Annotated in this window: 17 protein-coding genes; 12 read left to right on the forward strand and 5 right to left on the reverse strand. The window is 31.0% G+C overall.

The features are described 5' to 3' along the window. Positions 1-95 precede the first annotated feature (95 nt). Entirely contained in the window at positions 96-338 is a 243-nt protein-coding gene (locus BLT22_RS10560; RefSeq protein WP_091763119.1) for a DUF2427 domain-containing protein, read from the forward strand. Between the two features lie 1167 nt (positions 339-1505). Here the strand turns inward: BLT22_RS10560 and BLT22_RS12460 are convergent. Beyond that, positions 1506-1712 (reverse strand): GNAT family N-acetyltransferase, encoded by a 207-nt coding sequence (locus tag BLT22_RS12460; protein ID WP_218127276.1) that lies wholly within the window; start codon positions 1710-1712, stop codon positions 1506-1508. An 8-nt stretch (positions 1713-1720) separates the two neighbouring features. After that, positions 1721-1984, reverse strand: coding sequence for a hypothetical protein (locus BLT22_RS12465; RefSeq protein WP_218127277.1), 264 nt, complete (start codon positions 1982-1984; stop codon positions 1721-1723). A gap of 439 nt (positions 1985-2423) precedes the next feature. Here BLT22_RS12465 and BLT22_RS10575 point away from each other — a divergent pair, with 439 nt between their 5' ends. Genes BLT22_RS10575 through BLT22_RS10585 form a run of 3 tightly spaced genes read left to right on the forward strand, consistent with a single transcriptional unit; the run spans position 2424 to position 5257 of the window. Continuing rightward, the gene (locus BLT22_RS10575; protein WP_091763123.1) at positions 2424-3491 is read left to right on the forward strand and encodes a DUF871 domain-containing protein; all 1068 of its coding nucleotides are present in this window, start codon (positions 2424-2426) and stop codon (positions 3489-3491) included. After that, a complete protein-coding gene (gene murQ, locus BLT22_RS10580; RefSeq protein WP_091763125.1) occupies positions 3481-4374 on the forward strand; it encodes an N-acetylmuramic acid 6-phosphate etherase in 894 nt (297 codons plus the stop codon). The genes BLT22_RS10575 and murQ overlap by 11 nt, the downstream gene beginning before the upstream one ends. A gap of 31 nt (positions 4375-4405) precedes the next feature. Continuing rightward, positions 4406-5257, forward strand: coding sequence for a MurR/RpiR family transcriptional regulator (locus tag BLT22_RS10585; protein ID WP_091763127.1), 852 nt, complete (start codon positions 4406-4408; stop codon positions 5255-5257). A 67-nt stretch (positions 5258-5324) separates the two neighbouring features. On the opposite strand, the gene BLT22_RS10590 is transcribed toward BLT22_RS10585, so the two are convergent. Together BLT22_RS10590 and BLT22_RS10595 are read right to left on the reverse strand one after the other, a co-directional pair. Further along, positions 5325-5690 (reverse strand): hypothetical protein, encoded by a 366-nt coding sequence (locus BLT22_RS10590; RefSeq protein ID WP_072693731.1) that lies wholly within the window; start codon positions 5688-5690, stop codon positions 5325-5327. Between the two features lie 25 nt (positions 5691-5715). Beyond that, a complete protein-coding gene (locus tag BLT22_RS10595) occupies positions 5716-6183 on the reverse strand; it encodes a hypothetical protein (protein ID WP_091763129.1) in 468 nt (155 codons plus the stop codon). Between the two features lie 307 nt (positions 6184-6490). Between BLT22_RS10595 and BLT22_RS10600 the strand changes: the two genes are divergently transcribed. The 3 genes from BLT22_RS10600 to BLT22_RS10610 all read left to right on the forward strand — a co-directional run bounded on the left by BLT22_RS10600 (position 6491) and on the right by BLT22_RS10610 (position 7896). After that, a complete protein-coding gene (locus BLT22_RS10600; RefSeq protein WP_091763131.1) occupies positions 6491-6784 on the forward strand; it encodes a hypothetical protein in 294 nt (97 codons plus the stop codon). Between the two features lie 203 nt (positions 6785-6987). Then, on the forward strand, positions 6988-7290 hold the full coding sequence (locus BLT22_RS10605; RefSeq protein ID WP_091763133.1) for a hypothetical protein: 303 nt from the start codon (positions 6988-6990) through the stop codon (positions 7288-7290). 66 nt (positions 7291-7356) lie between these two features. Further along, on the forward strand, positions 7357-7896 hold the full coding sequence (locus BLT22_RS10610; RefSeq protein WP_091763136.1) for an RDD family protein: 540 nt from the start codon (positions 7357-7359) through the stop codon (positions 7894-7896). 23 nt (positions 7897-7919) lie between these two features. Here the strand turns inward: BLT22_RS10610 and BLT22_RS10615 are convergent, their stop codons facing one another. Next, on the reverse strand, positions 7920-8282 hold the full coding sequence (locus BLT22_RS10615) for a YtxH domain-containing protein (protein ID WP_072693734.1): 363 nt from the start codon (positions 8280-8282) through the stop codon (positions 7920-7922). A gap of 387 nt (positions 8283-8669) precedes the next feature. Between BLT22_RS10615 and BLT22_RS10620 the strand changes: the two genes are divergently transcribed. From BLT22_RS10620 to BLT22_RS10640, 5 genes are all read left to right on the forward strand, one after another. Continuing rightward, entirely contained in the window at positions 8670-8849 is a 180-nt protein-coding gene (locus BLT22_RS10620) for a hypothetical protein (RefSeq protein ID WP_072693736.1), read from the forward strand. After that, positions 8840-9673, forward strand: a complete 834-nt coding sequence (locus BLT22_RS10625; RefSeq protein WP_091763138.1) for a class 1 isoprenoid biosynthesis enzyme — start codon at positions 8840-8842, stop codon at positions 9671-9673. Before BLT22_RS10620 ends, BLT22_RS10625 begins: the two co-directional genes overlap by 10 nt. Positions 9674-9924: 251 nt before the next feature. Next, the gene (locus BLT22_RS10630; protein WP_091763140.1) at positions 9925-11628 is read left to right on the forward strand and encodes a sensor histidine kinase; all 1704 of its coding nucleotides are present in this window, start codon (positions 9925-9927) and stop codon (positions 11626-11628) included. A 2-nt stretch (positions 11629-11630) separates the two neighbouring features. Further along, the gene (locus BLT22_RS10635; RefSeq protein ID WP_091763142.1) at positions 11631-12233 is read left to right on the forward strand and encodes a response regulator; all 603 of its coding nucleotides are present in this window, start codon (positions 11631-11633) and stop codon (positions 12231-12233) included. A gap of 319 nt (positions 12234-12552) precedes the next feature. After that, positions 12553-12810 (forward strand): uberolysin/carnocyclin family circular bacteriocin, encoded by a 258-nt coding sequence (locus BLT22_RS10640; protein WP_091763144.1) that lies wholly within the window; start codon positions 12553-12555, stop codon positions 12808-12810. The last annotated feature ends 1314 nt before the right edge of the window (positions 12811-14124 follow it).

The following is a 14124-nucleotide window of genomic DNA, read 5'->3' on the forward strand; positions in this document are numbered from 1 at the left end:
ATGATAGAATCATTTTGGATAAGAGATTTAATGTAATTCATTTCGAAATCGCGAAATTCTGTTTAATGAAGAGATATAAAAAGAGGGGTGAAGAAGTGATAAAAAAACGCGAAAGAACACTTAAAAGCTTAAAGATAGAGTTTTCTATCGTTTTTCTAGTATTTATTATGATATTAGGCTTTGTCATTGTTTTCCCTTTATCCGTAAATTTAAATAATGCTCAACAAGAATACAGCTTTTTATTGGTTGGAGTCTTGATAGTCTTAGGTAAGTTGATACACGTTATTTATCAAATTCATAAAAAAGGAGAAAAAATGATAAATTCAAAAAAATATTAATTAGTTCTTTGGTAACAACATCACTCATTAAAACTGTAGGTGGCAATTTGAAGAAACTGTTAGAATAAGCGTTCGATCTTTTTTGGGGAATGTTAAATTAACATTCTACGAAAATTACTGTGGATCTGTTGGAAAAAGTGGAAATGATTGGTCAAAAAAACCTATTGATAATCTAGATGCACAATGTAGAAAATATGACTTATGTTTTAGTCATGAAAAAGGAGCAAATAATAAAACATGTAATAAAGCATTTATGAGAAACCTCTTACCAGTAATTCAATCCAGCAATAAATATTCGACAAAACACACAGTAGCGGTAATAGCGTATAAATACTTCTCAAACAAAATTTGATTTTTTCCTACAAAAAAAGCATGACATTAGCAAATTTTGAAAAGGTTATCTATACGTAAAGTGCTATAAATATAAAAATATGTTTTTGCTACATCAATCTAATATTTCAACAGACATGTGTGTAAAAGCTCTCAAAATCAATCAGGAAAACCCATAAAAAGTTAACATAAAAGGGTAGTATCCTATAATCCCTAGTCCAACTAATATAAGAGATGGTCCTATTAATGCGATATATTTTGTGAGTTTTGAAAAAGTATCTAACTTCACTATCCATTTTCCAAATAGAAATATAATTACTGATATTAAGGGTAGAAAAAGTAGAATGTACAAAATCGCTAAGCCTTCAAAATAAATACCAGATGCTTCGATAGGATTGGAAAAAATGTCATAAAAAAACATAGGAAATCCGATTAAAAATATAATAAAACTAAAATTTATCAAAGCTGAATAAATACGAAATTTATTCTTATATTTGTTAGGAAATCTGAGGTTAAATGAAATAAAAATATGTATTATAGAAATAACTATTGCTACTATGACATTCGATGGATATTGCATATAAATCTCCTCTTTTTAATTTAGATATACTATAACATAAAAGCCTGTTGAGAGCGTCAAGAAGTTTGTGTAAATAAAAAGTTCCTTCTGTAAAAAAATTATCCTTCTTCTAGTTCTCCAAACATTTCTCAAAGTTCTGCTTCAACTTGTTAAAAACCACGGTGGCTTCGATTTGAAAATTTCTGATTATACAGATCAAAATTTGAGACTAAAAAGCGATCCATAGATTCTTCTTTAAAATAGAGATTATGATTTCATCAGAGTAGTTTCCATTGTACAATAGTCTCTCTCAAAACACCTACTTTAATAAAACCAGCCTTTTCATAAGCTTTAATACCTATAGGATTATGGCTATAAACTTCCAATTGGAATCTATTTAAATTTAATGAGTTAAATACGTAATTAACTGCAAGATCAATCGCTTCTGAGCCAAGTCCAATACCAATATATTTTGTACTATTCATTGATATTCTTAAGTCAGCGGCATATGCCGTTTATCACGTTTATCAATTATAGATAACTCGCCAACCTTTTCGTTTGTTTTATTAAAGTTAATTGCATAATCTTCTCTAGAGTCGTCTAATATAATTGTCTCTATATGTTTTTCTACTTGATCAAAAGTAAAAGTTTGCTTAGTTCCAGTCATATCTATTATTTTCTCTCTTTGAATACTTTTAAAGTACTCTTCAGTATCTTTTATTGCTATAGGTCTGAGATGTATTCTCTTCGATTCCATTGCCATACCTCTATTTTTATACTTTATAAATTAATATCCTTGTGATGTAAGGAGTATAGTGTTCAACCAATAATCTAAGTAAGTTTTATCCTAATAGTTCATAAAGTTTATCGTTTACTCAAATAAGGGTTGAAAAAGAATGTAGTCTCTTACTCCAGAAGTCTAAAATATCTTCGGAGCAAACAAATAGGATTCTGCCTACTTGGCTATTTCTAAAGCTGCTTTTAATTTATATATTATAAAAACATTTACCTCTAATTCGTACTATATTCTGTGACTTTATATTAGCCCTCTTAAATTAGGGGGTCAATTAGTCATACGTATTTTTGTAAGTGAAATATTTTTATAAAATCTGCTTTATAAATTGAAATATTATTTCATTTCATTCATAATAAAAGAGAACTCAAATATTAAATTTAGTAGAGAGGGTCGTTCGATTATGTTAGGAGCATCACTTTACTTATCTCAGTCTGAAGAAATGAATAGGCAAAATTTGAAAGTGCTAAATGAAGTAGGAGTCAAAACGATTTTTACCTCTCTTCATATTCCAGAAGAAGATCCTGAACAAACATTAAGTGGGTTAAAAAGAATGACAGAGAAGACCAAATGCTATGGGATGAACTTGATGGCAGATGTATCGTCCAGTACATTAGAACAGTATTCAATCACGAAAGAAAAAGCAACGGATTTTTTTAAGGAATTTGGGATTACGTGCTTAAGAATTGATTATGGGTTTTCGTTTGCAGAAATCAAAAATTTTTCAAAGCAGTTTCAGATCATCTTGAATGCGAGTACGATTACTGAAGAAATATGTGCTTCATTAGAGGATGCTGGAATGAACCTGTCAGAAATTACGGTCTGTCATAATTATTATCCTAGGGAAAATACAGGACTTGATAAGAATTTTTTCTTAAAAAGAAATCAGTATTTAAAAGAAAAGGGATTTAAGATCCAAGCATTTATTCCAGGAGATTTGAAGAAAAGAGGACCGGTATATGCTGGACTACCTACTCTAGAAGAGCATCGATACATAGATCCGCTGGCCGCTTATATAGACTTAAAAGAAAAGAACCTTGTAGATGAAATTTTAATTGGGGACGTGTTGATGAAAGAAAAAACGATTATCAGAATCAAAAAATGGATAGAAGAGGAAGTTATCGTTTTACCTGTTACCAATGTGCATACTAATCTACCGGAAAATTTTTATGAAATTCATCAGAATAGACAAGATGTAGCAAGAGATGTCCTTCGTTCAGAAGATTCAAGAGTTGCTTTAAAAGGGCAATCATTTGACCCCATTCAAGCTAAGCAACGACCAACAGGTTCTATTACATTAGATAACGATTTATATGGCAGATACGCAGGAGAACTCCAAGTGACGAAGAGAGCATTACCTGCAGATGATCGAGTAAATGTGTTAGGTCAAGTCAAAGACGCTTCATTAGGGTTACTAGAGCACATAGCTGCAGGAGTCAAATTTCAATTTATGGAGGACTATGATGAATAAAATGAATACAGAACAGAGAAACCCTCGTTCAATGAATTTGGATACATTATCTGTACCGGAAATGACAAAATTGATGAACGAAGAAGATGCAACGGTTACTACAGCTATTCGTCAAAGCATGGATCAGATCAATGACTTAATCACAGTTGTTATTAAGCAAATGGAAAAAGGTGGCAGATTATTTTATATTGGTGCAGGAACGAGTGGACGTCTGGGCATATTAGATGCCGCAGAATGTGTACCGACATTTGGGACATCACCTGAGTGGGTCCAAGGAATAATTGCCGGTGGAGAAAAAGCTGTTTTGGAAGCGGTAGAAGGTGCAGAAGACTCTGAAGCGTTAGCCATCAAAGATTTAAAAAATAAAAAGTTGAATGAAAAAGATATTGTGATCGGAATTGCGGCAAGTGGGCGTACGCCTTATGTGAAGGGTGCTTTAAAATATGCTCAAGAGGTGGGCGCGCAGACTGGATCAATTTCTAATAATCCTGAAGCCGCTATTAGTAGGTTGGCAAACTATCCCATAGAAGTCGTAACTGGGCCGGAAGTATTAACGGGGTCAACAAGACTAAAAGCTGGAACAGCACAAAAACTAGTCCTGAATATGATCTCTACAGTGACTATGGTAAAATTAGGAAAAGCCTACGAGAATTTAATGGTAGATGTTCAAGCAACAAATGAAAAATTAGTTGATCGATCTAAACGAATCATTATGGAAGCTACAGACTGTTCATTTGAAGAGGCCGAAAAATATTATGAGCAATCTCATTCGGTGAAGACTGCTATCGTTCAAATATTGGCAGAAGTAACATTAGATGAAGCAGAAAATTTACTGAATCAAAAACAAGGTCGTGTTCGCGAAGCCATTCGTTCTCGGAAATAGGCATATCCTAAGGGCAAAGGACTGGGGAAATATGACAGGAAAAAATATTTTAGGAAGAATTAAAAGCATTTCTGATCAATTACCGAAAGCAGAAAGAAAAATTGCTCGATTTATATTAGAGAAACCGGAACAAGTCATTAACATGACTGCTTCAAAATTGGGACAAGAAGCAGAATCTAGTGCTGCCACAGTGATTCGATTATGTAAAAGAGTGGATATTCCTAGTTTCACGCAGCTCAAAGTGCTCATATCGAGAGAAGTCATCCAGACAAATCCCATCGGGTACTCTGATATTACACCAGATGAGCCACTTGAAGATATTATGGACAAGTTATTGGGGAATGCCTTTCAGTCTATGCAGGATACAGTATCAGTCATGAATGAGCAGGATTTGCTTGAAGCCGTAGAATCATTGAAATCTTCCTCGATTATTTATCTATATGGGATCGGGGCTTCGAATCTGGTAGCGGAGAATATTGCGCACAAGTGGAATCGAATCGGCAAGACATGTATCTGTATGTCTGATCCACATGTGTTATTAGCGGCGATGTCTTCGCCTAAAGAAAATCAAGTTTTTTTTGGTATATCTAACTCAGGAGAAACCAAAGAAGTCGTGAAAATACTAGAACTAGCTAAAGAAAATGGGTATAAAACGATTGCCTTAACCCAATTCGGAAAAAATAGTTTATCTAAAAAAGCAGACATCTCTCTCCAGCATGTTAGAGCTCAAGAAGGTGCTTTAAGGAGCGCGGCAACAAGTTCTCTGCATGCTCAATTTATTCTGGTAGATATCCTGTTTTACGTATATGCTTCAAAAAATTATGATAAAATAATCAATCTGATTCGTCATTCTAGAGAACAGATCGAAAAATATAGTCAGTAAAGATGATAGAACACCCAAATACTAAGTAATCATAGTCTTTGGGTGTTCTTTATGTTCTTAAAGAGACCTAATCAGTTAAAATACTAGAGGGAGCTTTATCTAAATTCTTTAAAAGATAAACTTCGTCATTATCAAAATAATAATAGAATTGATCTCCTTTTTGAGTAAGGAGTAAGTCTGTTTTGTTTTCGCTGTGGATAGAATAGACACCCTCCTCTTCTTTTTTGAAAGTACCTGAATCAACCAATTTTGAATTGAAATATTCTTCAAATTCTCCCTCATGGGTAAAAGACATCATAATAATATTAGGAGGATTGGTTTCTGATTGATAAGTTCCGAGTAGTCTGGGCGGTGGTTCAGTGGTTTTTTGATATAAATAAAAGCTTAAAATAAGGATCAAAGCTATAGAGCCGCCGGTTAATAGTTTTTTCATTCGTATCATCCGTTCTTATGATTGTTTATGGAAATCTTAAGGGACGTTTTTTCCCGGGTTCAGCGATTTCAAATACAAAGGAAGCACATAGACAGGCTAATAAAAACTCAGCTAATAACATAATTAAAGAGACAATAATGACCCAGCTTGCTTCCTCTATACCCGGCAATAGATTTCCTAAAGGAACACCGATTATGTTATTAACGATAGGGAAAAATAGAAAGGATAATATCCATTTTACAGCGGAAGCCAGCGTATCTATTAGAAAATGACCTTTATTACGTCTCTTGGCTAATTCAAAAATAATATATGTACATAAACAAGCAAATAAAAATTTCCCCAGTAAAATCAATAGACTTAATAAAAGGGAGGCTTGAATTCCCTCTGAACTGGAAATGAAAGTTTCATCAATAAAATTGAGTAAGCCATTAATCATATATAATAACAAAAAAGGTAAACCAAATTTTAATACGATTCTTAAATTTTTTTTCATACTATACCTACCTTATGAATTGTTTGATCATTGCTATTTGATAAAAGAATACTCTATTGAACGTGATTCGTCTAGCAATAATTCGTTGCCCTTGTTTTTAAGCTTTCTAATGCTTGTTTTAATCCACTTAACTTTCTTATAGAAAAAATAACTATACTAAAATAGATTGTTTTTCAGATCATTATAACGTACTCTTTATCTATTAGATCGAAGTATTTTAAGTATAAAGAAAAGAGCTTGGTAGAAATGAGCGTAATAGATAGTAAAGAAAATAGAGTACATAAGTATTTTGAAAAGAGGTCAATGTGTGAGTAAAAAAGTAGGTAACCTAATTCTTCAGTTTCTTTTGGGATTTCTTTTATCATTAATGATGATCAATGTAGTAAGAAGTATAGACGAGGATAATGTTTTTAACATATTTATCTCAGTTCCTACTTTAAGTTTTCTAACGATTGCAGGTATGACAATATCTAATCATATTAACTATAAAACAAGTCTATTCTATAAAAAGGGTTCTCTTAATATTATTCCGTTATCAATAGGTATACTAATATCAGGAGGAATCATAAGAATATTCTTCCCTGAATTACTTCAATACTAGTTAACAATCCTGATAGAAAAAAAGCCTTTAATTGTTATAAATAAAAGGCAGATGATGAGTTTAGGATACACATTACAAGATCTTAAATAGGACATTATGTCTATATAAATAATTAGTATAGTAGAAGTAACGGTTTATTCTTATATAGAAAAAAGATTATTAAGCAAATTGAAAACCTATATTACTAAGGAAGGTTGTTTGAAATGAATACCAGAAAAAGTACAGCTGCTTTAGGGATTATAGACTTTTTGTTTATTGGTATCTATGCAGTTTATTTGTTGAGTCCGATTAACCTTGGATATTATCCCATAGGGATTGTTCAAATGATTTTGTTGATCACCGCGCTAGTTTTATTATTGATTTGCGGAATAAATCTTTTTAAGGATAAGAAAAAAGATAAGTGGACTGATTATATACCGATTGGGTTGCTTATTTTTGGATATTTAACTTCTATCGGGGTGATAGGACTTAGCCTTCTGTTTTGGTGGGTTGCTTTTATACTATAAATGAAACTTATGAGTCAATGAATGCTATATTCTGTTTATACTAGCAATGTTGAGAGGGGATGAATCATGGTGAAAAACAATAGTATCCAATTTAAATCTAGAGTTAAAGAACTAGCTGTTGATTATGTAGTTATTTTGCTTTATCTAGTCGGGTTGCTTTTGCTCAATCTCTTTTTCTATTTTTTTATATTAGATGGTATACCCCAACTGACTGTCTTTCAGTCTCAGATGATTGCAACAATTGAATCGGTCATTCCAGTAGTGTTGATTTTCTCATTATTAGATTATAAAAAACCATATGGAACCTATGGAAAGAGAGTCGCAGGACTGAGGGTGCAGTACAAAAATCATACTTTTAGTAGAAGTTTGATTAGAAATACGATAAAGTTTCTACCGTGGCAGCTCGCCCATATTGGTGTGGTTGATGGAATTTACTCAGAATTTACAACATTGAATTCTATCTTATTTACGAATGCGGGGATAGCTCTGGCCATCCTGTTGCTATGTATGGGGATTTTTAGGAAAGATAAGCGACATTTAGGAGATTTATTAGCTGGTACTCAAGTTATATCAATAAAAGAGCCACAAAAAAGCCTATCCGATTAAGGAATAGGCTTTACTTAGTGAACTTACATATTTTTGTTGTTCGGTGTATTATTGTTAGATACTTCATCCTTAGCTTCTTGAGCTGTACGGGCTACGTCAGCTTCAGCACTCATTGTTTCGTTTTTAATTTCTTCGGAAGCAGAATGTAATTGTTCTTTTAAGTCTTGAGCTGTTTTAGCTAAAGTGATTTTGATATTATCCGATGCTTCACTTGCTGCATGTGACACTTCTTCAGACTTAGCTTTCGCCATATCTGCATAACCGCTTGCCATTTCTTTCTTTTCACCGAATTTTTTTGAAATATCATTGCGTGTTTCTTTTCCACTTTTAGGTGCGAATAACAAAGCTAATGCTGCACCAACGATAGCGCCTTTAATAAATTTCATAATTATTTTCCTCCTAATATTAAGTTTGAATCTTTCTTTCCCTTCATTATAACGAAAATGTTTACTTTTTAAAACGAGAAACACTTATGAAAAGAATAAGGGTTTATTTCAATTGGGAATAATCATTAATTAATGCTTTTTTATTAAGATTATTCTTTAGGTAAAGTATAATGAAAAAGTAAAGTTAATATAGTGTTCAGTTGCTATTTTATCGATAGGCAACCTATTGAGAAACCCTTCATTCAATCAATATATCTTTTAGTTTATAAAGATTTAAGCCCCATTATTAATAGATTCAAAAGAATGTGAATATCGTAACATAATAATGGAATTATATTTTGAAGTTTGGTATGCTTAATATAGTACAAATAGGAAGAGGTGAAAATAATGGAGAATGAAAAATTATGGGAATTAGTTGAAAAATGGAAAGAAAGCAAAGAAACATTTCAACTAAATAGTGATGGTCTTGAAACTTTGAGCACACTTCATTTGTCAGAAAGTGATTTTCATGATGCAACATTAGAACTTTTAGATATACCTATTTCTGAGGGAGGTTTATGGAAATAACAGAAAGTTTTGATACATTTTTTGTTACAACAAAACATAAGAAAACGAACGATGCTTTAACGTGGAAAAAATATTACCTTTTACTTGAAGAACTTTTGAACGTAGAATCTAATAATAAATTAGTTGATTTGGTTGAACAGTTGGGGTTATTAACAGATTTAATTGATGATTTAATGGATAAAGATAAACCGGAGTACTTTTATCTAATTAAGCATACACAGGAACTATCTAAATACTTATGGACTACTTTGGAAAAAATAAAAATTCTTGTCCCCCAATCTAATTTCAAAAAATTTGTTGATTGTATCGCCCAGTCTTTAGTTGTTCAATCAGCAGAAGACCATTATAAACTTAATGAATCTAGTTCAGAAGATGATTACTATTATTTGGTTCAACGTTCTATTAAATTAATGCAATCGTTTATTTACCTTATAGATCCTAAGCCATCATGGACTCTTTTGAAGGCTATTGAATATTTAGCTATCAAGTTTCAAATTATGAATGATCTAAATAACTTTAATAAGGAACTTCCCTCAGACTTTTTAAACAATAAAGGAACCCTTCCGCTTCTCAAATTACTTACTTATGCGCAAAAGCAAAATAAAAAAGAAATGCTGCATTTATTAATTCATTCAAGTTATGAGGAAAGAAAAGGAAACATAGAAGAGATTAAAAATGCATTGAGCGAGTATGGTATTCAAACTTATGGTCAAATGTTGGCTATATCATACAGTAACCGCGCAAGAGATCTTTTACTATCTATCTGTTCAGATAAAAAGAAAGTTGATTCTCTTTTAGTGAGAAAGGAAAGCTTTAAAAGATGACCACCCCATTTAATAAATTTCAGTATGTAGCCTGGTTTTCAGTAGGGCTATTCTTAAGTCTTAATGCGTATATATTTTATATAACGAATCTAACTTTTTCTCCCATACTCTTAACAGTAATGTTAATTGTCATATGCCTAAATATTTTATTGAGTATTTGGACTGTAAGAACTAAACTCTCCTCTTTGAACTTTAGTTTTATATTAGTTGTGATGAGTTTTTCGTGGATTATCACAGGGTTTAATGAGTCCATGTCTGTTTATGTTCAGCAAAGTATGGTATCACTGATTTCTTTTTTCCCACCCTTATTTTTATACTTTATCAATCAAAATATCAGCGAACACAAACCATCTACTAATAAGAGCTGCATCTGGATTTTAATTCTCGGTTTATTGGCAGTTTTAAGAGAGTTTTCCCGCTTTGAAATACTAACAGTTGATTCGAACGTTTTTTTCTTCAGTAATTTATTGTTGATGTTATTCTTTTCTTATAAACTTTACAATGATAATAAAAATCAAGGTACATTAAAATGGAAGTCTAAAGAAGTTCGATTAATATTAGTCGCCGCATTAAGTTCAATCGCTCCGTTTATAGTCGTTAGTTTAATACCCGCAGTATTTTTTAATGGAGTTTTCCATTATTTGTGGACTCTAGGGTTTGTTTTGGTGTTGCCAGTAGTTATGGGGTACTTACTAAATAAAAATAATTTGATTTTACACCGTTATTGGAAAGTCTCTTTCCTCTCTAGTTATTTTTTGGTTTTATTACTACTGGGCTTGATCTTGGTGATATTATATTTATCATTTAATCCATCAGTAATGCAGCTTATTAGAGGGAGTCATTTCTTCATTATACTTGGATATTTTATTTATATTGGATCAATGCTTTACACACAATATCGAAAGAAGGCAGTGGAAAAAGAACTCAGTACATTTCAAGAAGAACGAGAGACATTAACATTTTATCAGTTGAAAAATAAGCTGTTGGCACAAGATTTTCAGAGAATGAGTCAGTACTGGAATGAAAAATGGAAAATTGCTGGGATTACATTGTTTGAAAGAGATGGAAATGAGCTAACCATCTTATTTACCAATGAGAACATAGGTGCTGAGAAAGGGAAATTTTCAGAAAACAATAATGTAAGATCCTTCATTAACCGAAATGTTTTGTCCTATGAAGTCGAAATTAATCGTTCTTATCCTTTTAGTAAAGAGGAAAGCGAGGAAATCATTAGAGAGATAAAAAAATGGTTACACTATTTAATAGAAAAAGAAGAGTTGTTAAACTTAAAGTCTAAAATAGAGGATCGTTCATACACGGCTTTAGAAAAATCTTTGTACTTACGCGAAATGAAGTCAGTGGATGTTTATCATGATATGATTTCTCGATATTTACATGATGATGTTCAACAACATATTTATTATTTGAAACAAATGGTTTTTTCTGAAAATTCAGTAAATCGTATAAGGCAGCGAACAGAAAAAATAACCAACGAATTGGAGAAATCTATTAAATTAAGAACCATTGAATGGATGGGGTATCCTTCAAACAGAAAAGAAATTGATCGGCTAGTCTATGAACTTTCACAAGCACTAGAAGAGCATTTACCTACTGATATTACGTTAGATATGGATATTGATGTAGACTCTTTTGAAGAAAGTCCAATAGAAATAAAGAGTTTACTTTATCGTGCGATCAAAGAATGTATGGTAAATACTTATAAGCATTCAAATGCTAAAAATTTGGTTATTTTATTAGAAAAACAAATGACACATTGGTATTTAAGGATAGAAGACGATGGCATCGGTTGGAATGGAGATGTAAATTCAACAACTCGATTTGGGTTAGTTTCTTTATATCGTCAAGTTGAAGCAATTGGTGGAGAAGTGATGATTAAGACTGCTAATAATAAAGGATTTAAGGTAGATATTCGAGTGCCTGAAGTGGAGGGATAATTTTGAGATTGGCTATTGTAGATAACCATGGAATGTTCATGGAAGGATTTGCTTATTCTTTAGAACAGTTTCCAGAAGTGGAAAAAGTTTTTTCGTTTTATCCTGAAGAAGTGAAAAGAATAATTGAATGTTTAGAGAACAATTTAATTCATTTATTTATTATTGATATTAACTTGGACGGTATGAGTGGTTTTGTTTTTGCAGAAAACATTAAGAATGTCGCTCCAGAAATGCCAATTGCTTTTGTGACTGGTCACGGTAATCAAGCAAATTTCAGAACGGAAGCACGTGAATTTGGAGCAGCTGGTTTCTTTTTAAAAGATCCAAAACCAAGGCAGTTTTTGACTCAAATTATACAAGCTATTAATGGGAAAAAACCGGGAATGATGGAAGAAAAAAGATTACCTAAACTGACTTTGCGTGAGAAAGAAACACTTTTTTTTATATGTAAAGGGTACACAAATAAAGAATTAAGTGAACAATTGAATGTTACTTTAAGGCAAGTCGAGCGGCATAAAAAGAATCTGATGCTTAAATTTGATGTTGAGAATGATAAAAAGCTAATACGTAAGGCAATAAATTTAGGATATGAAATTATTAATTAATAAAGAATTTGAATACCTTCTTTTCAGCTATTTATAATTTCTTTCAACACCTAGGCTTTTATAAAAACTATAAAATGTAGGAATCGGCACGTTGAAATTGCTGGGCTCCTGCATTTTTTTGCTTATGCATCTTATCTATAAATGAGTTGAGGTTTGTATGTATAAAGAGTTAAATTTAAATTTCTAACTTTAATAAAAATTAAAAAAACGGTGGTTTACCACCGTTATAAACAACAGATTTTTCTGATAGAGTAAGTATTGTGAATAGTACAATTTTGTTCACATTTTTAGTAATAAACGTATAAAGGAGGTGATATATATGAAAAAAATGTTTATTTTCGCAACTATTTTGACAGGGGTCTTCTTTTTTGTTTCCCCAGACCTAACCAGTACATTAGGTATTAGTGCATATGCATCCAAAAAAGTCATTGATATTATTTCAGCTGCTTCAAGTGTTGCCGCTGTAGCGGGTATTATAGCCGCTGTTGTTGGTGGAGGAGGAATAGGAGTTGCTATCTTAGCAACTGCAAAAGCGTTAGTTAAAAAATATGGTAAGGCTTATGCTGCTGCTTGGTAAATTCCTGTATATATATAAAAAGGTGTAAAAATATTATATTTTATGCCTTTTTTATATAATTTTAATTAATAATTTGGAGAGGGTTACGTGTTAAAATATATATTAATTTCTAATTTCAGAGAATTTAAACTAATCAAAGATCCTCTAGTATACTTTACATTAAGTGGTATTGTTTCAATATCATTACTATTATTGCTGATAGTAACTAATCTAATAATGAATCAGTTTATATTTTTGTTAATTACAAACTGTTTATTATTTCAATATAATGTTCCGCTGATAAATGATACTATAAAGTCTCAAAAATCCATGCACTATACTTATTCCAAATTAGTAGAATATAAATATATACTTTTTATAATTTTGAAGAACAATCTATTGATAATTATCGGAATGGCCTTCAATAGTATACTATTGCTAATATATCTAAGTAACATCCAACTAGTCTTAATAACAATTTTAACTATATTAATTCAAGTTAGTATTTTTCTTTCTAGATTAATACAAAATACTTTTTTAAAGCTGGCGATTATTTTTTTCACCTTTATAGCTATTATTGTGAATATTATCATAGTCAATTTTTATATAAATGTATTTTTAGTACTATTATTATTTTATTTATTTATTCAAGTACATAGATCTGGAGATTCTTTTCTTCAGGGGATAAATATTATTGTAAACCAGCCATCTAAAAAGTTAAAAAAAATAGACTTTAATTATAAAAATATGTACATTAAATTATTCCTCTCATATATTAGACGTATAACAATTAAAAATTATTTAATGCTGATTTTCATATTTTTTCTATATATAGTAATAGCAAAAAATTTTACAGTTAATATTAATTTTACAAGCATATTAATATTTCTGTATCTGTTTGATTTAGAGTTGATCACTGATCAACAGTTTAGGGAAATTGAAAAAACAACTGCATACTATTATTTAGGTTATCTAAGCCCATTAAATAAGGTGAAATGGTTCTTATTGTCGGAACATTTTCACAAATTGATAATTTATAGTGGACTGATTTTAGGGCTGACATTTATAGAATATAGTTTATTAGAAGTTTTAAGTAACATATTGACTATTTTATTTATGTTTTTGTTAGGAATGACATATCATATATCAACAAAAAAAATAGTAAAATATAGAAAGAAATTTAATGGATATGTATTTCAATATCTAATAATTCTTATAATAATTTTATTTCTTCTAGGAAAAATGTATTTTGCAAGAATAAAATCCATAAGAGTGCAGGAAATTTATCCATAACTTTGCAGTTCCCATTTAGTTAATTTCTTAATTGAGACAAAG

The organism is Marinilactibacillus psychrotolerans, assembly GCF_900101525.1.
Lineage (GTDB): Bacteria > Bacillota > Bacilli > Lactobacillales > Carnobacteriaceae_A > Marinilactibacillus > Marinilactibacillus psychrotolerans.